This window comes from Streptomyces sp. NPDC051064 (genome assembly GCF_044455985.1).
Taxonomy (GTDB): domain Bacteria; phylum Actinomycetota; class Actinomycetes; order Streptomycetales; family Streptomycetaceae; genus Streptomyces.
Genome location: NZ_JBITFK010000001.1, coordinates 1 through 20,230 on the forward strand (window position 1 = coordinate 1; position 20,230 = coordinate 20,230).

General features: G+C 70.1%; 22 protein-coding genes and 1 pseudogene. 8 read left to right on the plus strand and 15 right to left on the minus strand.

Annotated elements, in window-relative coordinates:
• Positions 1–316: 316 nt before the first annotated feature.
• Entirely contained in the window at positions 317–958 is a 642-nt protein-coding gene (locus ACIBCU_RS00005) for a DNA-3-methyladenine glycosylase (RefSeq protein WP_362932723.1), read from the minus strand.
• Positions 959–1,045: 87 nt separating this feature from the next.
• On the opposite strand from ACIBCU_RS00005, the gene ACIBCU_RS00010 reads away from it, so the two are divergent.
• From ACIBCU_RS00010 to ACIBCU_RS00020, 3 genes are all read left to right on the plus strand, one after another.
• Entirely contained in the window at positions 1,046–1,828 is a 783-nt protein-coding gene (locus ACIBCU_RS00010) for a sporulation protein (RefSeq protein ID WP_104790101.1), read from the plus strand.
• A 55-nt stretch (positions 1,829–1,883) separates the two neighbouring features.
• A complete protein-coding gene (locus tag ACIBCU_RS00015; protein WP_362932725.1) occupies positions 1,884–2,417 on the plus strand; it encodes a YbhB/YbcL family Raf kinase inhibitor-like protein in 534 nt (177 codons plus the stop codon).
• Positions 2,418–2,558: 141 nt separating this feature from the next.
• Positions 2,559–3,065 carry an HNH endonuclease gene (locus ACIBCU_RS00020; RefSeq protein ID WP_104790099.1) on the plus strand — a complete coding sequence of 169 codons (507 nt, stop codon included), beginning with the start codon at positions 2,559–2,561 and terminating at the stop codon, positions 3,063–3,065.
• Positions 3,066–3,133: 68 nt separating this feature from the next.
• Here the strand turns inward: ACIBCU_RS00020 and ACIBCU_RS00025 are convergent, their stop codons facing one another.
• The 4 genes from ACIBCU_RS00025 to ACIBCU_RS00040 form a co-directional block, all read right to left on the minus strand.
• Entirely contained in the window at positions 3,134–3,901 is a 768-nt protein-coding gene (locus ACIBCU_RS00025; RefSeq protein ID WP_362932727.1) for a sulfite exporter TauE/SafE family protein, read from the minus strand.
• An 84-nt stretch (positions 3,902–3,985) separates the two neighbouring features.
• Positions 3,986–4,915 carry an SPFH domain-containing protein gene (locus ACIBCU_RS00030; protein WP_104790097.1) on the minus strand — a complete coding sequence of 310 codons (930 nt, stop codon included), beginning with the start codon at positions 4,913–4,915 and terminating at the stop codon, positions 3,986–3,988.
• A gap of 128 nt (positions 4,916–5,043) precedes the next feature.
• Complete coding sequence (locus ACIBCU_RS00035; RefSeq protein WP_362932729.1) at positions 5,044–5,472, minus strand: NfeD family protein; 429 nt, start codon at positions 5,470–5,472, stop codon at positions 5,044–5,046.
• 65 nt (positions 5,473–5,537) lie between these two features.
• Entirely contained in the window at positions 5,538–6,338 is an 801-nt protein-coding gene (locus ACIBCU_RS00040; protein ID WP_362932731.1) for an ABC transporter ATP-binding protein, read from the minus strand.
• A 120-nt stretch (positions 6,339–6,458) separates the two neighbouring features.
• Between ACIBCU_RS00040 and ACIBCU_RS00045 the strand changes: the two genes are divergently transcribed.
• On the plus strand, positions 6,459–7,238 hold the full coding sequence (locus ACIBCU_RS00045; RefSeq protein ID WP_399228140.1) for a hypothetical protein: 780 nt from the start codon (positions 6,459–6,461) through the stop codon (positions 7,236–7,238).
• Positions 7,239–7,316: 78 nt separating this feature from the next.
• Here the strand turns inward: ACIBCU_RS00045 and ACIBCU_RS00050 are convergent, their stop codons facing one another.
• The 3 genes from ACIBCU_RS00050 to ACIBCU_RS00060 form a co-directional block, all read right to left on the minus strand.
• On the minus strand, positions 7,317–7,568 hold the full coding sequence (locus tag ACIBCU_RS00050) for a chaplin family protein (RefSeq protein WP_362932735.1): 252 nt from the start codon (positions 7,566–7,568) through the stop codon (positions 7,317–7,319).
• A gap of 212 nt (positions 7,569–7,780) precedes the next feature.
• Positions 7,781–8,425: a response regulator transcription factor gene (locus tag ACIBCU_RS00055; RefSeq protein WP_362932737.1), complete on the minus strand. Its 645-nt coding sequence runs from the start codon at positions 8,423–8,425 to the stop codon at positions 7,781–7,783.
• Positions 8,418–9,563: a GAF domain-containing sensor histidine kinase gene (locus ACIBCU_RS00060; protein ID WP_362932739.1), complete on the minus strand. Its 1,146-nt coding sequence runs from the start codon at positions 9,561–9,563 to the stop codon at positions 8,418–8,420. The genes ACIBCU_RS00055 and ACIBCU_RS00060 overlap by 8 nt, the downstream gene beginning before the upstream one ends.
• 102 nt (positions 9,564–9,665) lie before the next feature.
• On the opposite strand from ACIBCU_RS00060, the pseudogene ACIBCU_RS00065 reads away from it, so the two are divergent.
• A pseudogene (locus ACIBCU_RS00065) lies at positions 9,666–10,342 on the plus strand (S-adenosylmethionine:tRNA ribosyltransferase-isomerase); the annotation flags it as partial.
• Positions 10,343–10,650: 308 nt separating this feature from the next.
• Positions 10,651–11,397: a transglycosylase SLT domain-containing protein gene (locus ACIBCU_RS00070; protein ID WP_362932741.1), complete on the plus strand. Its 747-nt coding sequence runs from the start codon at positions 10,651–10,653 to the stop codon at positions 11,395–11,397.
• 138 nt (positions 11,398–11,535) lie between these two features.
• Here the strand turns inward: ACIBCU_RS00070 and ACIBCU_RS00075 are convergent, their stop codons facing one another.
• A complete protein-coding gene (locus tag ACIBCU_RS00075) occupies positions 11,536–14,115 on the minus strand; it encodes an FHA domain-containing protein (RefSeq protein WP_362932743.1) in 2,580 nt (859 codons plus the stop codon).
• A gap of 279 nt (positions 14,116–14,394) precedes the next feature.
• On the opposite strand from ACIBCU_RS00075, the gene serB reads away from it, so the two are divergent.
• On the plus strand, positions 14,395–15,651 hold the full coding sequence (gene serB, locus ACIBCU_RS00080) for a phosphoserine phosphatase SerB (protein WP_399228144.1): 1,257 nt from the start codon (positions 14,395–14,397) through the stop codon (positions 15,649–15,651).
• Between the two features lie 56 nt (positions 15,652–15,707).
• Here the strand turns inward: serB and ACIBCU_RS00085 are convergent, their stop codons facing one another.
• From ACIBCU_RS00085 to ACIBCU_RS00100, 4 genes are all read right to left on the minus strand, one after another.
• On the minus strand, positions 15,708–16,226 hold the full coding sequence (locus ACIBCU_RS00085) for a histidine phosphatase family protein (protein WP_362932747.1): 519 nt from the start codon (positions 16,224–16,226) through the stop codon (positions 15,708–15,710).
• Between the two features lie 99 nt (positions 16,227–16,325).
• Positions 16,326–16,535 carry a hypothetical protein gene (locus tag ACIBCU_RS00090; RefSeq protein WP_399228146.1) on the minus strand — a complete coding sequence of 70 codons (210 nt, stop codon included), beginning with the start codon at positions 16,533–16,535 and terminating at the stop codon, positions 16,326–16,328.
• Between the two features lie 137 nt (positions 16,536–16,672).
• Complete coding sequence (locus ACIBCU_RS00095) at positions 16,673–16,789, minus strand: SGM_5486 family transporter-associated protein (RefSeq protein ID WP_086010434.1); 117 nt, start codon at positions 16,787–16,789, stop codon at positions 16,673–16,675.
• Between the two features lie 17 nt (positions 16,790–16,806).
• Entirely contained in the window at positions 16,807–18,084 is a 1,278-nt protein-coding gene (locus ACIBCU_RS00100) for a CynX/NimT family MFS transporter (protein ID WP_399228148.1), read from the minus strand.
• 133 nt (positions 18,085–18,217) lie between these two features.
• On the opposite strand from ACIBCU_RS00100, the gene ACIBCU_RS00105 reads away from it, so the two are divergent.
• Positions 18,218–18,892 (plus strand): FadR/GntR family transcriptional regulator, encoded by a 675-nt coding sequence (locus tag ACIBCU_RS00105; protein ID WP_399228150.1) that lies wholly within the window; start codon positions 18,218–18,220, stop codon positions 18,890–18,892.
• Positions 18,893–18,905: 13 nt separating this feature from the next.
• Here ACIBCU_RS00105 and ACIBCU_RS00110 read toward each other — a convergent pair whose 3' ends face one another.
• Both ACIBCU_RS00110 and fabI read right to left on the minus strand, forming a co-directional pair.
• Complete coding sequence (locus tag ACIBCU_RS00110; protein ID WP_399228152.1) at positions 18,906–19,295, minus strand: hypothetical protein; 390 nt, start codon at positions 19,293–19,295, stop codon at positions 18,906–18,908.
• 164 nt (positions 19,296–19,459) lie between these two features.
• Positions 19,460–20,227 (minus strand): enoyl-ACP reductase FabI, encoded by a 768-nt coding sequence (fabI, locus tag ACIBCU_RS00115; RefSeq protein WP_362932757.1) that lies wholly within the window; start codon positions 20,225–20,227, stop codon positions 19,460–19,462.
• Positions 20,228–20,230: the final 3 nt, after the last annotated feature.

Below are 20,230 nucleotides of genomic sequence, written 5' to 3' on the forward strand. Positions count from 1 at the left end.
GTTCTTGCGTTTCCGACTCTATCAGACTCTTTCGTGTCCGATTCCCGGCCGAAGCGGGTTCCTGCTCAATCGCTTTCCAGTTCTTCGCTTTCGCGTTTCCCTTTCGGCGTGGTCACTACATTAGCCGATTTCCTCGGCGACTCATAATCGAGTCGATGGGAGAATTTCGGCATGCCGAAATTGCACCCGCCAGGGGTGAATCGTAGGTAGTGGTTGGCCCTCTCACGATGCTTCGGCCCGGTCCGATGGACCGCGCCAAGAACAACTGCATCCGTTCAAGCGGCTCGGACTACATTAGGGAAACAGCGGGGGCGAGTCAAGTTGCCCTGCGGCGCGGCACATGAGCGCGGTACGGACTGACCGTGGGATCGCCGTCGATCCAGAAGCGCCAGGGGTGGTGGGAGCCGTCTCCGCCCACACCCGTGCGAGGACCGCTCCGCACCTGGTCGGAGGGCGGCGGTGAGCCTTGCAGGACGGACAGAGGGCGCCGCCGGCCCGCCACCACGTCGACACCGTTCAACGCGCGGTCGACGTCGAGGGCGGTGGCCAGGCGCGCCGGGCCTTTGGCCAATTCTCTGTCGTGCCGGGCCGAGAATCGACGTTTGCGGGCCATCTCCGCCCCCGTGCCGATCTCGCCGGCCCGGAGCAGCACACCACTCGCCCTGCCCTCGGGTCCGCACACCAGATTGAGGCAGTGCCACATGCCGTACGTGAAGTAGACGTACGAGTGACCTGGCGGCCCGAACATCACACTGTTGCGAGCCGTCCGGCCCCGGAAGGCGTGGGAGCCCGGATCGACCTCGCCCGCGTACGCCTCCACCTCCGTCAGCCGCAGCTCGATGGGGCCGTCGTCCGTGCTCCGGACGACGATGCGGCCCAGGAGATCCGGTGCCACCTCCAGGACGGGCCTGTCGAAGAATTCCCGCGTCAGCGGCGTACGGTCCATGCCCTCGTTCATGGCGTCCGAGGGTACTGGGGTCGCGACGACGGGAACCGGCTACGGTCATGGCGCGTATGTAGGGGACAGGACCTAGGAGGGAAAAACATGGGCTTCAAGCGGCTGCTCGCGAGCATGGGTGCCGGCGGTGCTTCGGTCGAGACCGAACTCACCGAACTCAATGTCGTCCCTGGCGGGGTGGTCCAGGGCGAGGTGCGGATCCAGGGCGGATCCGTGGACCAGCAGATCGAGGGACTCTCGGTCGGTCTGCAGGCGCGGGTCGAGGTCGAGGGCGGGGACCAGGAGACCAAGCAGGACATCGAGTTCGCCAAGCTGCGCCTCGGTGGCGCCTTCGAGGTGCAGGCGGGCGCCGTGCACGTCGTGCCGTTCGGGCTGGAGATCCCCTGGGAGACGCCCATCACCATGTTCGCCGGGCAGCAGCTGCGCGGCATGAACATCGGGGTGACCACGGAGCTGGAGATCGCGCGCGCCCTGGACTCCGGAGACCTGGACCCGGTCAACGTGCACCCGCTGCCCGCGCAGCAGGCGATTCTGGACGCCTTCGGGCAGCTGGGCTTCGGCTTCCGCAGCGCCGACATGGAGCGCGGCCACATCCGCGGCACGCGCCAGCGCCTGCCGTTCTACCAGGAGATCGAGTTCGTCCCCCCGCAGCAGTACCGGGGGCTGAACCAGGTGGAGCTGACCTTCGTCGCGGACGACCGCGAGATGGACGTCATCCTGGAGATGGACAAGAAGCCGGGACTCTTCAGCGAGGGCAGCGACTCCTACCGTGCCTTCAAGGTGGGCCTCAACGACTTCCAGGGCACCGACTGGGCGGCGTATCTCAACCAGTGGCTCGCGCAGGTCGGCGGCCAGCGCAACTGGCTCTGACACACCCTCTAGGGTCGGTGGGAAGAACGCACAGCCGATCAGGAAAGGTGCTGACGTGACCGAGCAGAAGAGGGCGCCGCTGCCGCACGACTTCCATCCCGAGGTCCCCTCGTTCACCGTGGTGAGCGAGGACCTCGCGCCGGGAGCCGTACTCGCGGACGCCCAGGTGTTCGCGGCGGGGAACACCTCGCCGCAGCTGCGGTGGGAGGGCTTCCCCGCGGAGACGAAGAGCTTCGCCGTGACGTGCTTCGACCCTGACGCCCCCACGGGCAGCGGGTTCTGGCACTGGGTGGTGTTCGACATCCCCGCCTCGGTCGCCGAGCTTCCCGCCGGCGCGGGCAGCGGGGCGTTCGAGGGTCTGCCCGAGGGTGCCGTCCAGGCCCGCAACGACTACGGGGCGAAGGAGTTCGGCGGTGCGGCGCCCCCTGCCGGTGAGAACCACCGCTACGTCTTCACCGTATACGCGGTGGACACGGAGAAGCTCGGTCCCGACAGCGACGCCTCGCCCGCCGTGGTCGGATTCAACCTGCGGTTCCACACACTGGGCCGTGCCCAGCTGATCGGGGAGTACGCCGCTCCCGAAAGCTGAAGGTTCGCCTGCTGTTTGCCCTGCCCTGGTCTTGGAGAGATCAAGGCAGGGCACTTTTTATTGCGTTGTCCATCACGGCTCGCCCGGACAGAGTTGATCCGGGCCCGCCGACAGACGGGCGGCACACGGGAGGTGGGCAGGATGCGGGACACACTTGTACTCAACGCGAGCTTCGAGCCACTGTCGACGGTGACGCTCAACCGTGCGGTCGTTCTGATCCTGCAGGACAAGGCTGTCGTCGAGCAGTCGCATCCCGGGCTCCGTATGCGTGGTGCCGCCGTGGACATTCCGGTACCCCGGGTGATCAGGCTCTGCCGGTACGTACGGGTGCCGTTCCGAAGACACGCGCCGTGGTCCAGAAGGGGCGTCCTCATACGGGACCAGCACCGGTGCGCGTACTGCGGGCGGCGGGCGAGCACCGTGGACCACGTGGTCCCGCGGGCCCAGGGCGGCCAGGACACCTGGCTGAACACGGTGGCCTCGTGCGCGGAGGACAACCACCGCAAGGCGGCGCGGACGCCTGAGCAGGCGGGCATGCCGCTGCTGCGGGAGCCGTTCGTGCCTTCGCCGGCGGACGCGATGCTGCTCGCGCTGGGTGCCGGTGGCCGGTCGGCGCTGCCGGAGTGGCTGGCACACTCCGCGGCGTAGGCGCCTCGTCTCCCCCACATGACATCTGAGGAGCCCGTCCCTCGTACCGGAGGGGCGGGCTCCGTCCGTCAGCGCAGCAGCAGTTGGACGATGGCCGCGGTACCGACGACGACGATCAGGGCGCGCAGGAAGCCCGGGCTGAGCCGGCGGCCGACCCTGGCACCTATCTGGCCGCCGATCGCGGAGCCGGCCGCGATGAGCACGACGGCCGTCCAGTCGAAGTGCGCGACGAAGAGGAAGAAGAGCGCGGCGACGCTGTTGACGACGGCGGCGAGGACGTTCTTGACGGCGTTGAGGCGCTGCATCGTGTCGTCGAGCAGCATGCCCATCAGGGAGAGGTAGATGATGCCCTGGGCCGCCGTGAAGTAGCCGCCGTAGACGCTGGCGAGCATGATTCCGGTGAACAGCAGGGGCCCGCCGTCGAGGCGGGCGTGGGTGCCGTTGCGGTCGCGGCGGCGCTGGACCGCTCTGCTGATGCGGGGCTGCAGGATGACCAGCACCAGCGCGAGGGTGACGAGGACGGGGACGATCGTCTCGAACGCGCTGGAGGGCAGGGCGAGCAGGAGGGTGGCCCCGGTGAGTCCGCCGATCATCGCCCCGGCGCTCAGCTTCAGTATGCGGCGGCGCTGGCCCGCGAGTTCCTCGCGGTAGCCGATGGCGCCGCTGATGGAGCCGGGGATCAGGCCGAGCGCGTTGGACACGGTCGCGGTGACCGGCGGCAGTCCTGTGGCGAGCAGGACGGGGAACGTGATCAGCGTTCCCGAGCCGACGATGGTGTTGATCGTGCCCGCGCCGGTCCCGGCCGCGAAGACCGCGAGCATTTCCCAGATGGACAAGGCCATCTCCTTCGATGGTCAGTGACGCCTCCCCGCCTTCAAGGTCGAGGGGCCTCACCGATCATGCACGAAGGTGTTCTCCGGTCATTCGACCGGGGGCTGCTCCCGGCGTTCCGTGCCGGTGTTGAAGCCTGGGGCGCCGCCGCCGAGGTTGCCGAAGGCACCGCTGAGGCCCTTGAGGGCGTCGCCGATCTCGCTGGGCACGATCCAGAGCTTGTTCGCGTCGCCCTCGGCGATCTTGGGAAGCATCTGGAGGTACTGGTACGAGAGGAGCTTCTGGTCCGGGTCTCCGGCGTGGATGGACTCGAAGACCGTGCGGATGGCCTGGGCCTCGCCCTCGGCGCGCAGCGCGGACGCCTTGGCCTCACCTTCGGCGCGCAGGATCGCGGACTGCTTCTCGCCCTCCGCGGTGAGGATCGCGGACTGCCTGATGCCTTCGGCAGTGAGGATGGCGGCGCGCTTGTCACGGTCGGCGCGCATCTGCTTCTCCATCGAGTCCTGGATGGAGGTGGGCGGTTCGATGGCCTTGAGCTCGACGCGGTTGACGCGGATGCCCCACTTGCCGGTGGCCTCGTCGAGGACTCCGCGCAGCGCGGCGTTGATCTCCTCGCGGGAGGTCAGGGTCCGCTCGAGGTCCATGCCGCCGATGATGTTGCGGAGCGTGGTGACGGTGAGCTGCTCGATCGCCTGGATGTAGCTGGCGACTTCGTACGTCGCGGCGCGGGCGTCGGTCACCTGGTAGTAGATGACGGTGTCGATGTTGACGACGAGGTTGTCCTGGGTGATCACCGGCTGGGGCGGGAAAGGGACGACCTGTTCGCGGAGGTCGATCCTGTTGCGGATCGAGTCGATGAACGGGACGACGATGTTCAGCCCCGCGTTGAGCGTGCGGGTGTAGCGGCCGAAGCGCTCCACGATGGCGGCACTGGCCTGCGGGATGACCTGGATCGTCTTGATCAGGGCGATGAAGACGAGCACCACCAGAATGATCAGGACGATGATGATCGGTTGCATCGTGTGCCTCGTGCCCTTCGGTTGCCGACGGATCGCGGTGATCGAGGTCGAGCGGTCAAGACGGTTTCGTTCTCATGATGATCGACTTCGAGTTTGGCAGACTGCGGCCTGCCGTGTGACCTGTTCCCTCACATGACGACGGCCGTTGCACCGTCGATGTCCACGACGTCCACCTGACGGCCGGGTTCGAAGGTCTGGTCGCCGTCGAGGGAGCGTGCGGACCAGACCTCGCCGGCGAGCTTGATGCGCCCGCCGCTGCCGTCCACCCGTTCCAGGACGACGGCCTGACGGCCTTTCAGGGCGTCGATGCCGGTGGCCTCGCCGGGCCTGGACGCCCGGTGCCTGGCCGCGATCGGGCGGACGACCGCGATCAACGCGACCGACACCACGACGAACACCAGGACTTGGGCGACGATGCCGCCGCCGAGGGCCGCCACGACGGCCGCGGCCACCGCTCCGACGGCGAACATCCCGAATTCGGGCATCGCGGTCAGGACGAGGGGGATGCCCAGTCCCACCGCGCCGATCAGCCACCACACCCACGCGTCGATGTCCACATGGTCATCGTAGGACCGCGAGTGCCTTCCCCGACAGGGCGCAGAGGAGGTTGACTGTGGGGCGACTACTGACCGAGGGGCAGCCCGTGTGCGGTGTAGCGGCCGCTGCGGTGCTCGACGACGAGCGGCAGGCCGAAGCAGAGGGAGAGGTTCCGGGAGCTGAGCTCGGTCTCCATCGGGCCTGCGGCGAGCACCTTTCCCTGACGGATCATCAGGACGTGGGTGAAGCCGGGCGCGATCTCCTCGACATGGTGGGTGACCATGACCATGGAGGGGGCGTACGGGTCACGGGCCAGCCTGCCGAGCCGGCGGACCAGGTCCTCGCGCCCGCCGAGGTCGAGCCCGGCAGCGGGCTCGTCGAGGAGGAGGAGCTCGGGGTCGGTCATCATGGCGCGGGCGATGAGGGTGCGCTTGCGCTCGCCCTCGGAGAGCGTGCCGAACTTACGGTCGAGGAACCCGGTCATGCCGAGGCGGTCGAGGAAGGCTCGGGCGCGCTCCTCGTCGACGGCCTCGTAGTCCTCGTGCCAGGTCGCGGTCATGCCGTACGCGGCGGTGAGCACCGTCTGCAGCACGGTCTGCCGCTTGGGGAGCTTATCGGCCATGGCCACGCCGGCGATGCCGATGCGGGGGCGGAGCTCGAAGACGTCGGTGCCGACCCCGCCGAGCCGCTCACCGAGGATCTTGGCCGTGCCGGTGCTGGGGAAGAGGTAGCTGGAGGCGATGTTGAGCAGGGTGGTCTTGCCGGCGCCGTTCGGTCCGAGGATGACCCAGCGCTCCCCCTCCTTGACCGACCAGGAGACGTCGTCCACCAGAGCGCGTCCGTCGCGGACCACGGATACGTCCACCAGCTCCAGTACATCGCTCATGGCGCGTTGTCTCCCCATACAGTGTCGAGATCGTCGCGTGCCTGTGGGCACAGCTCCCAGGGAAAACCTACGCCACCCGAGGAGTGCTCAGGTCCTGGGGCCGTTCCCTAGGCTGTTCCCATGCTTTCGGAACCACGCTCAGGGCGGCTTGCCGCATGGGGAAACGCGCTTTTGGCCGGACTTGTGTCACCGGACGACGCGGCGCTCGCGATCGTCGGCGAGGACGCGGTGCACCGCGTCGAGGGGCTGCCGGGTGAGGCGGGGCCCGTCGGGCTCACGCTGGCGCTCGGCCGGCTGAGGGGGCTCGGTGCGACCGGTTTCCGGGTCGCGCTGCCGGTGCCCGGTCATCCGCTGGGGCTCAGCGGGCCGCCGGACTTCAACGCCCGTGCGCTGGAGGCGGAGGAGGCGGTGGTCACGTCCGGGGCGCCGTACGGCCTGGTGCCGGAGGTGAGTGAGGCGGGGCCCGCCGGGGATCTGCATGTCGAGGTGGTGTGGCGCTGCCTGCCGGTCCGGGAGGCGCCGCCCGCCGATGTGCCGTCGCTGAGCGAGGCGGAGCGGGAGCTCGCCGAGGCGCTGCGGGATGCGACGGCGGTGCTGTCGCGACTGGATGTCGCCGGGTCCGGCCCGGTCGCGGAGGCCGCCGTGGACGCCTACCGGGCGCGGGCGGAGCGGGGACGGGAGGTGCTGGCTCCGGGCTATCCGCCCCGTGCGGTGCGGGTGCTGGAGCTGGCCCAGCGCGTGGGACTGCTGGTGGCCGTGGCCCATGAGAACGGGCACGGCGGAGCGGTGAGCGCTTCCGAGATCGCGGCCCGGGGCGAGGCCCTGCGGCCGGTGGAGCGGGTGGCCCGACGGGCGCAGGTCGCGGCGTACAACGCGTATGTGGAGGAGCGGGGGCGGTAGCGGGGGAGGCAGGCGCCGGGGCCCGGCCGCCGGGCGGGCTCGGGTGAGCGCGCCCGGCGGCGGGGTGCGAGGCGTCGGTCAGCCGTTCAGGCCGAAGTTGCCGAAGGCCGGGTTGAGCAGGCCCACCACGTTGACCGTGTTGCCGACCACGTTCACCGGGATGTTCACCGGGACCTGGACGAGGTTGCCCGAGACGACGCCCGGGGAGCCGACGGCCGTGCCGTGGGCACCGGCGCCGCCGTGGCCCGTGGCGGAGGCGGCACCGGCACCGGCGGCGATGAGTCCGCCCGCGATCATGGTGACGGCTGCGGCCTTCTTCAGGTTCTTCACTTCAGGATCCTCCTCGCGTCGCTGCGGCCGACCGCCGCAGCACGCATGGAGAACGCCGTCACGCCTCGAAGGGTGCGCCGTACGGGTGACATACACCCGACAGTATGAATCTCGGACCGGAGTGAAACCGTCCGCTCGTCCTACGAAACGGGCCCCGCGAACCGGTCCTGGGAACGGGTCCTGGGAACGGGTCCGGCGTACGGGCGCCCGCGTCAGCCGGCTGCTCCGTGCCGGACCGCCCACAGCGCGGCCTGGGTCCTGTCCGACAGGTCGAGCTTCATCAGGATGTTCGAGACATGCGTCTTCACGGTCTTCTCCGACAGGACCAGCGCGCGGGCGATCTCCCGGTTGGAGCGGCCGTCGGCGATCAGTCCGAGCACTTCCCGCTCCCGCTCGGTCAGGGTGCTCCCCCGCCCCGTGCCGTTCCCGGTGTCGTCCTGGGCCAGCAGCGCGCCGGCGACCTCCGGCTGGAGCAGGACATGGCCGGCGTGGACCGAGCGGATGGCCCCGGCCAGGGCGTCCGGGTCGACGTCCTTGTACACGTAACCCGATGCGCCTGCCCGCAGGGCGGGCACCACCGTGCGCTGCTCGGTGAAGCTGGTGACGATCAGCACCTTGGCGGGGTTCTCCAGCTGCCTGAGCCTGCGGAGCGCCTCGATGCCGTCCGTACCCGGCATCTTGATGTCCATCAGGACCACGTCGGGCCGCAGCTCCTCGGTCCTGGCGACGCCCTCGGCCCCGTCCGACGCCTCCCCTACGACCTCTATGTCGTCCTGGATCTCGAGGAACGTACGCAGACCCCGGCGGACCACCTGGTGGTCGTCGACCAGGAGCACTTTGATGATCTTGTCAGCCACAGGGGACCTCCATCTGGACCGTGGTGCCCTTGCCGGGCTCCGAAGCGACGGTGAGGCGGCCGCCGACGCCGCCGGCCCGGTGCCGCATCGAGACGAGCCCCAGATGACGCCCCGCGCGCCGGACGGCGTGGGGGTCGAAGCCGCGGCCGTCGTCGGTGATCCGCAGCACCGTGGACGAGGTGTGCCGGCTGAGGGTGACGGCGACCTGCCCGGCGCCCGAGTGGCGCAGGGCGTTGTGCAGGGCCTCCTGGGCGACCCGGAGGATCGCCTCCTCCTGGGCGGCGGGCAGGGCGCGCACCCCGGCGCTCTCGAAGGTGACCCGGGCGGTGTGGGCGCGGTCCATGACCTGGATCTGGGTTCGGAGCGTGGCGACCAGGCCGTCCTCGTCCAGGGCGGCGGGGCGCAGCTCGACGACGGCCGCGCGCAGCTCGTCCACGGCCTCCCCGGCCAGGGTGGCGACCTGCTGGAGCTCGCCCTTGGCGCGCACCGGGTCGCGGTCGACGAGGGCCGCGGCGGCCTGGGCGGTGAGCCGGAGCGAGAAGAGCTTCTGGCTGACCGCGTCGTGCAGCTCGTGCGCGAGCCGTGAGCGCTCCTCGGCGATGGTGAGCTCACGGCTGCGTTCGTAGAGCCGGGCGTTGGTGAGGGCGATCGCGGCGTGCTGGGCGAGGATCCCGAGGAGCTCCTCGTCCTCCTCGGTGAAGTTGCAGCCGCCCGTGGGGCCGGTGCAGCGCTTGTTGGCGAGGAAGAGCGCGCCGATCGTCTCGTCGCCGTCCTGGATGGGCAGGCCGAGGAAGTCGGACATGTCGGGGTGCGCGTCGGGCCACCCTTCGAAGCGGGGGTCCTCGCGGACATCGGCGAGCCGCTGGGGCTTCGCCTCGTGGAGCATCGCCGCGAGGATGCCGTGCTGGCGGGGCAGCGGCCCGATGGCCTTCCACTGTTCGTCGCTCACGCCGTCGACGACGAACTGGGCGAAGCCGCCGTGGTCGTCCGGCACGCCGAGGGCGGCGTACTCGGCGTCCAGCAGTTCGCGGGCGGAGGCGACGATCGTCTTGAGGACGTCCCTCATCTCCAGGTGCCGGCTCATGGCGAGCAGCGCGGCGCTGACAGCGGCGAGGCCCGACGGTGGGCGATGACTCATGCGCTCACCGTACCGGCGGGCCCACCACCCACGTATCGGGCTGCGGGCCACGGTCGTACGGGGCTCCGGACCTAGTCCCAAGTGCCGTACGCGGCTGCGGCGGATGGACGAGGCGGCCGGCCTCGCCCCGTTCCCGGCGGCCCGGCGGGAGCGGCGGTACGGCTCCCGGGCGGGGAGGCGCTGGTCCTGGACGAGCCCCTCGGGCCGCGCGAGGGGGCCAGGCTCTGGTGGGCGCGGGCGCCGCGGGACGTGCCCGGCCTACTGAGCAGGTACGGGCGGCCGATCCGGTAATGCCGAGTGCGGCGCGGCCCTTCGCGCGGGTCCGGTGGCGGCGCTGGTGAGCCGCGGGGTGCAGTTCGCGCCGCTGACGTTGCATACGGGGGTGCACCTCGGCCGAGGTGCACGAACCGCCCTACCCGGAGCGTTTCGAGGTGCCGCGCACCACGGCATGGCTGGTGAACGCGGCCCGGGCGGGCGGGGGCAGGGTGATCGCCGTGGGGACGACGGCGGTGCGGGCCCTGGAGTCCGCGGCGGGCGAGGACGCGGTGGTGCGGGCCTCGTCGGGGTGGACGGATCTGGTGGTGATGCCGCAGCGGGGGTGCGGGTGGTGGACGGGCTGCTGACCGGACTGCACGAGCCGGAGACCTCCCACCTGCTGATGCTGGAGGCGGTCGCGGGGCGGGAGACGCTGCGGCGGGGGTACGCCCAGGCCCTGGACCACCGGTATCTCTGGCACGAGTTCGGGGACGCCCCACCTCTTGCTGCCCCCCGCCCGATAAGTCGCTTACGCTCCGCATTACTGGAGCAACTATTCGTGAGTGCGAAGGGGTCCCCATGTGAGCCCAGGCATAGGACCCACGTCACTTACGAAGTCGGATAGTTGGCGTAAAACGGGCAAGTTGCCAGGGTTCAAACCGGACAAGGAGGTATGAACAAGACCCCGTTCCACTACCCGGCTTCGTACGTCACACCTTTGCCACGTCATTTTGCTGGCGCTAAGAATTGCATCTGTCCCCGACGGAGATGCTTCGGCTCTTCCGTCTCGTCCTCGCCGAGGACCCCCTGCAATTCGAAGAGGTACGACTGTATGTCCGTGTCCCGCATCTCCAGCCGTAGCCGTCGCCTGAACAAGGCGCAGAAGCTCTCCGTCGCGGGGGTCTCGACCCTGGCCGCCGCCGCTCTCGCCTTCTCGCTCGTCCCCGACGACGCGTCGGCCACGACCGAGCCGCAGGCCGCCGCGGCCGCCGCGCCCGTCGCCTACACCGGCTCGCAGACGCAGAGTCTCAAGGGCACCGGCCTGGAGCAGAGCACGACGGCCGAGCGTCTGGCCAAGACCGCTGAGGCGGCCAAGGCCACGGACGCCGCCGAGAAGAAGAAGGCCGCCGCCAAGGCGGAGGCGAAGGCCAAGGCCGTCGCCGAGGCCAAGAGCAAGGCCGCCGCGAAGGCCAAGGCCGACGCGAAGAAGCGTTCCGCCAAGAAGGCCAGCCGCGCGGCCGACCGCAAGCCGGTCTACGCCAACAACCTGGACGGCTGGATCCGTGAGGCTCTCGCCATCATGGACAAGAAGAACATCCCCGGTACGTACGAGGGCCTGCACCGCAACATCATCCGCGAGTCCAGCGGTAACCCGCGCGCCATCAACAACTGGGACATCAACGCGATCAACGGCGTCCCGTCGAAGGGCCTGCTGCAGGTCATCAAGCCGACGTTCGACTTCTACCACGTCAAGGGCACCAAGAAGGACCAGTACGACCCGGTCGCCAACATCACCGCTGCCGCCAACTACGCCGCGGACAAGTACGGCTCGATCGACAACGTCGACAGCGCGTACTGAGCCACGCACCGAGCAGAACCTGGCAGAGCTGACCTGCCGGTCCGCAGCGTCGCGTGACCGGCCGGCACATGCCGAAGGGCGGCACCCCACGGGGTGCCGCCCTCGGGCGTTTCCGGGTCCCGTGCGGGCCCGGCGGCGTTACTTGCGCATCACCTCGGGCTCATGGCGGCGCAGCATCCGCGAGACCGCGACGAAGAGGACGGCGCTCATCACGAGCATCACCGTGATGTTGGTCCCCCACTGCCCGGCCGAGTGCTCCCAGAGCGGATCCAGGTCGGTCGGGTGTTCCGGGTCCCACGGCGGCATGAGGTGCGCGAGGTCCAGCGTGGTGCCCGCCGCGGCCACCGCCCAGCGCGACGGCATCAGCCAGGCGAACTGCTCCAGGCCCGGGGATCCGTAGACCTGGAAGAGCACGCCCGTGAAGACGACCTGGACGATGGCGAACATGACGAGCAGCGGCATGGTCTTCTCGGCGGTCTTCACCAGCGCGGAGATCAGCAGGCCGACCATCATCGAGGTGAAGCCGAGCACGGTGATCGACAGGCACATCTCCACGGCGGGGGGCATCAACAGGCCCTCCTCCGGCAGCTGGCGGGTGGAGAAGCCGATCCCGCAGAGGATCACGCCCTGGAAGGCCGTGATCACACCGAGGACGATCACCTTGGACAGCAGGTAGGCGGAACGGGAGAGACCGGTGGCCCGTTCCCGCTCGTAGATCACCCGCTCCTTGATCAGCTCTCGTACGGAGTTGGCCGCGGCGGCGAAGCACATGCCGACCGCGAGGATCAGCATGATGGTCCCGGCCTTGGCGTTGAACTGCTTGTTGGGCACGTCGGGCTCCACCAGGCCGAACTCCGCGGGAATGACCACGCTGACGATGCCGAGCACCGCCGGAAGGATCACCATCAGAGCGAGGAAGCCCCTGTCGGACGCGATCACCGAGATGTAGCGGCGCATCAGCGTCCACAGCTGGGCCACCCAGCCCGACGGCTTCGGGGGACGGATCTGCTGCGGCGGAGGCATGTGCACCGGCTGCGCGGCGACGGCGTCGATGTCCGCGGCGTACATCTGGTAGTGCTGCGAGCCGCGCCAGCGTCCCGCCCAGTCGTAGTCGCGATAGTTCTCGAACGCGGAGAAGACGTCGGCCCAGCTGGTGTAGCCGAAGAAGTTCAGCGCCTCCTCGGGAGGACCGAAGTAGGCGACGGACCCGCCGGGCGCCATCACGAGGAGCTTGTCGCAGATGGCCAGCTCGGCCACGGAGTGCGTGACCACGAGGACCGTACGGCCGTCGTCGGCGAGACCCCGCAGCAGCTGCATGACATCGCGGTCCATGCCCGGGTCTAGGCCGGAGGTGGGCTCGTCCAGGAAGATCAGCGACGGCTTGGTCAGCAGCTCCAGGGCGACCGACACACGCTTGCGCTGGCCGCCGGAGAGCGAGGTGATCTTCTTGTCCTTGTGGATGTCGAGCTTGAGCTCGGCGAGGACCTCCTGGATCCGGGCGGTGCGCTCGGCCTCGGTGGTGTCCGCGGGGAAGCGGAGCTTGGCCGCGTACCGCAGAGCCCTGGTGACCGTGAGTTCCTTGTGCAGGATGTCGTCCTGCGGGACCAGGCCGATGCGCTGCCTCAGCTCGGCGAACTGCTTGTACAGGTTCCGGTTGTCGTAGAGGACGTCGCCCTGGTTGGCGGGCCGGTAGCCGGTGAGCGCCTTCAGCAGGGTGGACTTGCCGGAGCCCGAGGGGCCGATGACGGCGATCAGCGACTTCTCCGGGACGCCGAACGAGACGTCCTTGAGGATGTCCTTGCCGCCGTCCACCGTGACCGTGAGGTGGCGGGCCGAGAAGGAGACCTCACCGGTGTCGACGAACTCTTCCAGCCGGTCCCCGACCAGCCGGAAGGTCGAGTGACCGACACCGACGATGTCGTTCGGGCCGATGAGGGCGGAGCCGGACTTGCTGAGCGGCTGACCGTTGACGTACGTGCCGTTGTGGGACCCGAGGTCCCGGATCTCGAAGCGGCCGTCGGGCGTCGCCCGGAATTCGGCGTGCAGGCGCGAGACCTGCAGGTCGGAGACGACCAGCTCGTTCTCCAGCGCACGGCCGATGCGCATGACCCGGCCGAGGTCCAGCTGGTGGAACGTGGTGGGGCTGCGGTCGCCGTAGACCGGCGGCGCCCCGGCGGCGGCGCCGTGCCCGCCCGCTCCGGGCGGGTTGGCGTGGCCCTGCTGGTGCGGGACCGGGGGCTGCTGCATCTGCGGTGCCTGCTGCCAGCCCGCCTGCTGCTGCGCCGGGCCGCCGGGCCAGCCGGCCGCGCCCTGCTGCTGCGGCTGCTGCACCGGGGCCTGCTGTGCCTGCGCGGGAGGTACGGGGGCCTGCTGCTGCGCTCCCGCCGCCTGCCCGCCCTGGACCCCGGCACCCGCCGGGGCGATGAGGCTCACGCGCGGGCCGTCGGTGGCGTTGCCCAGGTGGACCGACGTCCCCGGTGCGATCTCCATCTGCTGGATGCGCCGGCCCTGCACGTAGGTGCCGTTCGTGCTGCCGTGGTCCTCGATGGACCAGCCGCGGCCGTTCCAGCTGATCGTGGCATGCCGCCACGACACTCTGGCATCGTCGATCATCAGGTCGCCCTGCGGATCACGTCCGAGGGTGTACGACCTGGACGGATCGAGCGCCCAGGTCCTTCCATTCAATTCCAGTACGAGTTCCGGCACTCCGCGCCCCACTAGTTGTCCCCCGTGTCGCCCCCGTCGCAGGGAGCCTAGGGATGCTGAACATCGTGGGGAACTATTCCAGGAGCGGTCCCGTAACGGAAAGCCGGGCGGCGTGAAGAGCGCGCGGAGGCTCTCCGTCCCCTCCGGTGACTCGGGAGAAATGGGTCCGGAGCATCCCATGCGCGGCGCCCGTCTCCCGGCCCGGCTTCCGCGCCAGGGGCCCGCCTCCGGCTGTCCGCCACTCGGGACGGCTTCGGAGCCCGACCCGCCGCCCTATACGGTGGGACCACCATGAGCGCATCTCAGCCACCTCGGTCACCCCGGTCTCCTGAGCCCCCCGAGTCCCCTCGGGACACGGACGCCCCCACTCTTCTCGTCAAGATCTTCGGGAAGGACCGGCCGGGCATCACCGCCGGACTTTTCGACACTCTCGCCGCCTATGCCGTCGACGTCGTGGACATCGAGCAGGTCGTCACCCGTGGCCGCATCGTCCTGTGCGCCCTGGTGACCTCGCCGACGCCCGACGGCACGACGGACGGCGACCTCCGGGCGACCGTGCACAGCTGGGCGGAGTCGCTGAAGCTGCAGGCCGAGATCATCTCGGGCACGGGCGACAACCGTCCCCGCGGCTCCGGCCGCTCCCATGTGACCGTGCTGGGGCACCCGCTGACCGCGGAGTCCACCGCGTCGATAGCGGCCAGGATCACCTCCACCGGCGGCAACATCGACCGGATCTTCCGCCTGGCGAAGTACCCCGTCACCGCCGTCGAGTTCGCGGTGTCCGGCACCGGAACCGAGGAGCTGCGGACCGCACTGGCGACGGAGGCCGCCGACATCGGTGTCGACATCGCCGTCATGTCGGCCGGGCTGAGCCGTCGGGCGCAGCGGCTGGTCGTCATGGACGTGGACTCGACGCTCATCCAGGACGAGGTCATCGAGCTCTTCGCGGCCCACGCCGGCTGCGAGGCCGAGGTCGCCGCGGTGACCGAGCAGGCGATGCGCGGCGAGCTCGACTTCGAGCAGTCGCTGCACGCGCGCGTGGCGCTGCTGGCCGGGCTCGACGTGTCGGTGGTGGAGAAGGTGCGTGCGGAGGTCCGGCTGACCCCCGGTGCCCGGACCCTGATCCGGACGCTGAAGCGGCTCGGCTACCAAGTGGGCGTGGTCTCGGGAGGGTTCACCCAGGTCACGGACGACCTCAAGGAGCGCCTCGGGCTCGACTTCGCCTCCGCCAACACGCTGGAGATCGTCGACGGCAAGCTCACCGGCCGGGTCGTGGGCGACATCGTGGACCGGGCGGGCAAGGCCCGGCTGCTGCGCAGCTTCGCGGAGCAGGCGGGGGTGCCGCTGGCGCAGACGGTCGCGATCGGTGACGGTGCCAACGATCTGGACATGCTGAACACCGCGGGCCTGGGTGTCGCCTTCAACGCCAAGCCGGTCGTCCGTCAGGCCGCCCACACGGCGGTGAACGTCCCCTTCCTGGACACCGTGCTGTATCTGCTCGGGATCACCCGCGAAGAGGTCGAGACGGCCGACGGCCTGGTGGACTGACCGCACGCGAAGGGCCCCGGCACAGCTGCTGTGCCGGGGCCCTTCGCGCGTCGTGCTCAGTCGTTCGGCGTCCAGTATTCGACGAGCTTGCCCACGCCGTGTTCCAGGCTCTTCCACACGCCGGGGAACTCGACGACGGCATAGGCGGCCGTCGGGAACCCGTCCCTGGTCATGCGGGCGAGCGCATCGCCCTGGGCCCCGCCGGAGAGCGCGTCCGCGGCACCGTGCATGCCGGGATTGTGGCCGATGACCAGCAGATTCCGCACGTCGTCGGGCGTCTCGTTGAACAAGGCGATCAGTTCGCCGAGGGAGGCCTCGTACAACCTCTCCTCGTACACGGTCCTGGGGCGCTGCGCGAATTCGTGGACCGCGAGCTTCCAGGTCTCGCGGGTCCTGGTGGCGGTCGAGCACAGAGCCAGGTCGAAGACGGTTCCTGAATCGGCCAGCTTGCGGCCGGCGACGGGGGCGTCCTTCCTGCCCCGTTCCGCCAGCGGCCGCTCATGGTCGGACTCCTGCGACCATTCCGCCTTTGCATGCCTGAGAAAGACGATCCTGCGAGGTGTATCGACGCTCATACACCTCAGCTTCGCACGAATTGTGCCTCCGGGCGCAGGGTGTTGACGTGCTCACCCTCAGGGGGTGAAGGAAGGGCGGCGGGGTGTGTACGGAGCCGGTCAGGCGGGCAGGAGCCCCGCGATGTGCCCGAGCAGCCGCCCGACGGCGGGGTCGCCGGCCGAGGCGTGCGCCTGGCCGGGTTCCACGATCAGCAGGAGGAGCGCCGCGAAGGCGAGTGCGGGCAGCGCGACGGCCCACCACGGCAGCCTGACCTCGACGGAGTCCGTGGCGGCCGGGCGGTGGGTCCGGGTGTGCGTACGGGCCGACATGTCCGCCTCCGTGGGTCCTCGGCTGGGTTACCCAGAACCTACGGGCCGGCCGGCGGCGGTCCCATCCGGTGACCCACCCACTCGACCCTGAACCTGGCCCCCTAGGGGACAGGGGGGCTGGCCCCACCCCCGCAGGGTCAGGGAGAGGCGATCGTGGCGATCACGCCGATGACTACGGAGATGAGGAGCATCGTCCCGAAGACGAGGAGCAGCTTCTTCTGACCGTTCTGGGGATTCGGATCGAGCACTGGCATAGGCACAGTCTCGCATCTCAGCATTCGTCCTCGATCGCCCGGTCCCGGCCCGCGAGCATGCCCGCGATCGTCTGGGGCACGAGGAGGGCCGCCATGAGGGCGAGCGGCAGGCCCCAGCCGCCGCTGTGCTGGTAGAGCACGCCGACCAGCAGGGGGCCGGGGATCGAGAGCAGGTAGCCGGTGGACTGCGCGAACGCGGAGAGCCTGACCACACCCGCGCCGGTCCGCGAACGCATCCCGATCATGGTGAGCGCGAGCGGGAAGGCGCAGTTGGCGACGCCCAGCAGCAGCGCCCAGAGCCAGGCGCCGCCGGCCGGGGCCAGGTAGAGGCCCGCGTAGCCGAGAAGGCCGCACCCGCTGAGGACGAGGACGATCGGGCCCTGGGTCCGCAGCCGGGTGGCGACCCGGGGGATGACGAAGGCGAGGGGTACGCCCATGGCCATGACGACGGCGAGCAGGACGCCCGCGGTGCCCGCCGAGATCCCCGCGTCACGGAAGATCTGCGGAATCCAGCCCATCGTGATGTACGCGGCCGTGGCCTGGAGCCCGAAGAAGCAGGCGAGCGCCCAGGAGGTACGGCTACGGGTGATCCTGAGGGCGGGGGCCTGCTCCCCGGCACGTCCCGCGGGCTGCCCGGCGCCCGTGCCGCGGTCCCGTACGAGCGGGATCCAGGGCAGGATCGCGACGGCCGACAGCCCCGCCCAGACGGCCAGTCCCGTCTTCCAACTGCCGCCCAGCGCGTCCGTGAGGGGCACGGTGAGGGCGGCCGCGAGGGCGGTGCCGAGTGCCAGGGCCATCGAGTAGAGGCCTGTCACGGTGCCGACCCGGTCGGGGAACCAGCGCTTGACGATGACGGGCATCAGGACGTTGCTGACAGCGATGCCCATCAGGGCGAGGGCGCTGGCGGCGAGGAACCCGGCCGTACCGCCGGCGAACGGGCGGATCAGCAGGCCGGCGGTGATGGCCACCATGCCCGCGCAGACGACGGCGCCGGCGCCGAACCGGCGGGCCAGCCGGGGCGCCATGAAGCCGAACAGCGCGAAACAGAGCGGCGGCACGGAGGTGAGGACACCGGCGACGCTGCCGCTCATGTGCAGGGTGTCCCGGACCTCTTCGAGGAGGGGGCCGAGGCTGGTGATGGCGGGCCGGAGGTTGAGCGCGGCGAGGACCAGACCGACGGTGACGATCCGCAGCACCCAGGGGGAAGGCCCGGGCGAGGCGCTCCCCGGCACGGGTGTACGGGGGCCGGCGGCAGGGCTCAGGGTCGGGGTCTCGTCGTGACGCATGAGACCCATCATAGAATCATGGGATGATTGACTGTCCACTCCGATTCACTCCCTGGGACAATCGGAACGACTACCCGACGGGCCCGCACCTCCCGGACCACCTTTCCGGACCACCTCTTCCGGACCACGAGCAAGGAGCACCATGGCGCTGACGTCCACGCGGCGTTCGGCTCTCGCCGACCAGGTGATTGCCCAGCTGAGGAACCAGATCACCACGGGCGAGTGGCCCGTGGGCTCACGGATCCCCACCGAGCCCGAGCTGGTCGAGCAGCTCGGGGTCGCCCGCAACACGGTGCGCGAGGCGGTGCGCGCCCTGGCGCACAACGGGCTGCTGGACATCCGCCAGGGCTCCGGCACGTACGTGGTGGCGACCAGTGAGCTGGCCGGGGTGATGCACCGCCGGTTCGCGGACGCCGACCCCCGGCACGTCGCGGAGCTGCGCTCCACGCTGGAGTCCTCGGCGGCCCGGCTCGCCGCCCTGCGCCGCACGGACCGGGATCTGCGGCAGCTGGACGCGCTGATGGTCCGGCGCGAGGAGACCTGGGCGTCCGGGGACACGGAGGCCTTCGTGGCCGCCGACGCGACACTGCACCTCGCCGTGGTCGCGGCCTCACACAACGACGTACTGACCGAGCTCTACGCCGACCTGAACGACCTGCTCCGTGACTACCTGCGCGACGACGTGGGCTCGAAGCTCGGGCCGCAGGAGCTCATGGACCACGCGCGGCTCGTCGAGGCGATTCGGGCGGGGGACGCGGAGACGGCCGCCGCCGAGGCGGCGGCCCACGCGCTGGACTGCCTGCGGGAGCGCGTCTGAGCTCCCCCGCCCTCTAGGACACCGAGTGGCTGACCCAGGCCGAGCCGACCTCTTTCCAGCAGCGGTCCTCGAGCTTGACCGTCCGGCCCGGCTGCACCGCGACCGCCCCGCCGTCCGCGTCGACGTCCCACCAGCGCGCGCACTCGGTGTGGAGCTGGACCAGATCGGTCGTGGGGTACGGGTTGTGGCAGAAGGCGACGACCCGGGACCCCTCGACCGACGTACGGCATTCGGCGCCCGAGGGCTCCGGTTCCGGTGCGCGGGGTGCGGCCGCGCCCGCGCGGGGTGCGGCCGCGCCGCTCCCCGCCCGGTTGGCCGCGCTGACGGCCACCGGGGCCAGGAGCCCCGCGACCACGGCCGCCGCTGCGAGCAGGGCCCAGGTTCGGCGACGTGTGGAGCGCACAACGATCTCCTCCCCACAGCCTGACCAAAAGTCCGGTTCCACCACATTCTGCGGTGGAACGGCCATCTTTTCGACTTGAGCGCCGGGAGGGCCTCTTTCAGGACACGCGCGACGGCCGCGTGCCCCGGCGAGGGGTACGCGGCCGTCGGTGAGGCGTGGGCGGGTCAGGCGCCCATCATGTGCACGCCGCCGTCGACGTGGATGATCTCGCCCGTCGTCTTCGGGAAGAAGTCCGAGAGCAGCGCCACGATGCCGCGGCCGGCCGGCTCGGGGTCGGCCATGTCCCACTCCAGCGGGGAGCGGTGGTTCCAGACGTCCGCGAGCTCGCCGAAGCCCGGGATGGACTTGGCGGCCATGGAGCCGAGCGGTCCGGCCGAGACCAGGTTGCAGCGGATGCTGTCCTTGCCCAGGTCACGGGCGAGGTAGCGGGAGGTGGCCTCCAGCGCCGCCTTGGCCGGGCCCATCCAGTCGTACTGCGGCCAGGCGAACTGCGCGTCGAAGGTGAGACCGACGATCGAGCCGCCGTCGTTCATCAGGGGCTTGCAGGCCATGGCGAGCGACTTCAGCGAGAACGCCGAGACGTGCATCGCGGTGGCGACCGACTCGAACGGGGTGTTCAGGAAGTTACCGCCGAGCGCGTCCTGCGGCGCGAAGCCGATGGAGTGCACGACGCCGTCCAGCGAGCCGAGCTCGTCCTTGACCAGACCGGCGAGCCGCTCCAGGTGCTCGTCGTTGGTGACGTCCAGCTCGAGGACCTTGACGGGCTTCGGGAGCTTCTTGGCGATGCGCTCGGTCAGCGTCGGCCGGGGGAACGCCGTCAGGATGACCTCGGCGCCCTGCTCCTGGGCCACCTTCGCGGCGTGGAAAGCGATGGACGACTCCATCAGCACACCCGTGATGAGGATGCGCTTGCCGTCGAGAATTCCGCTCATGGT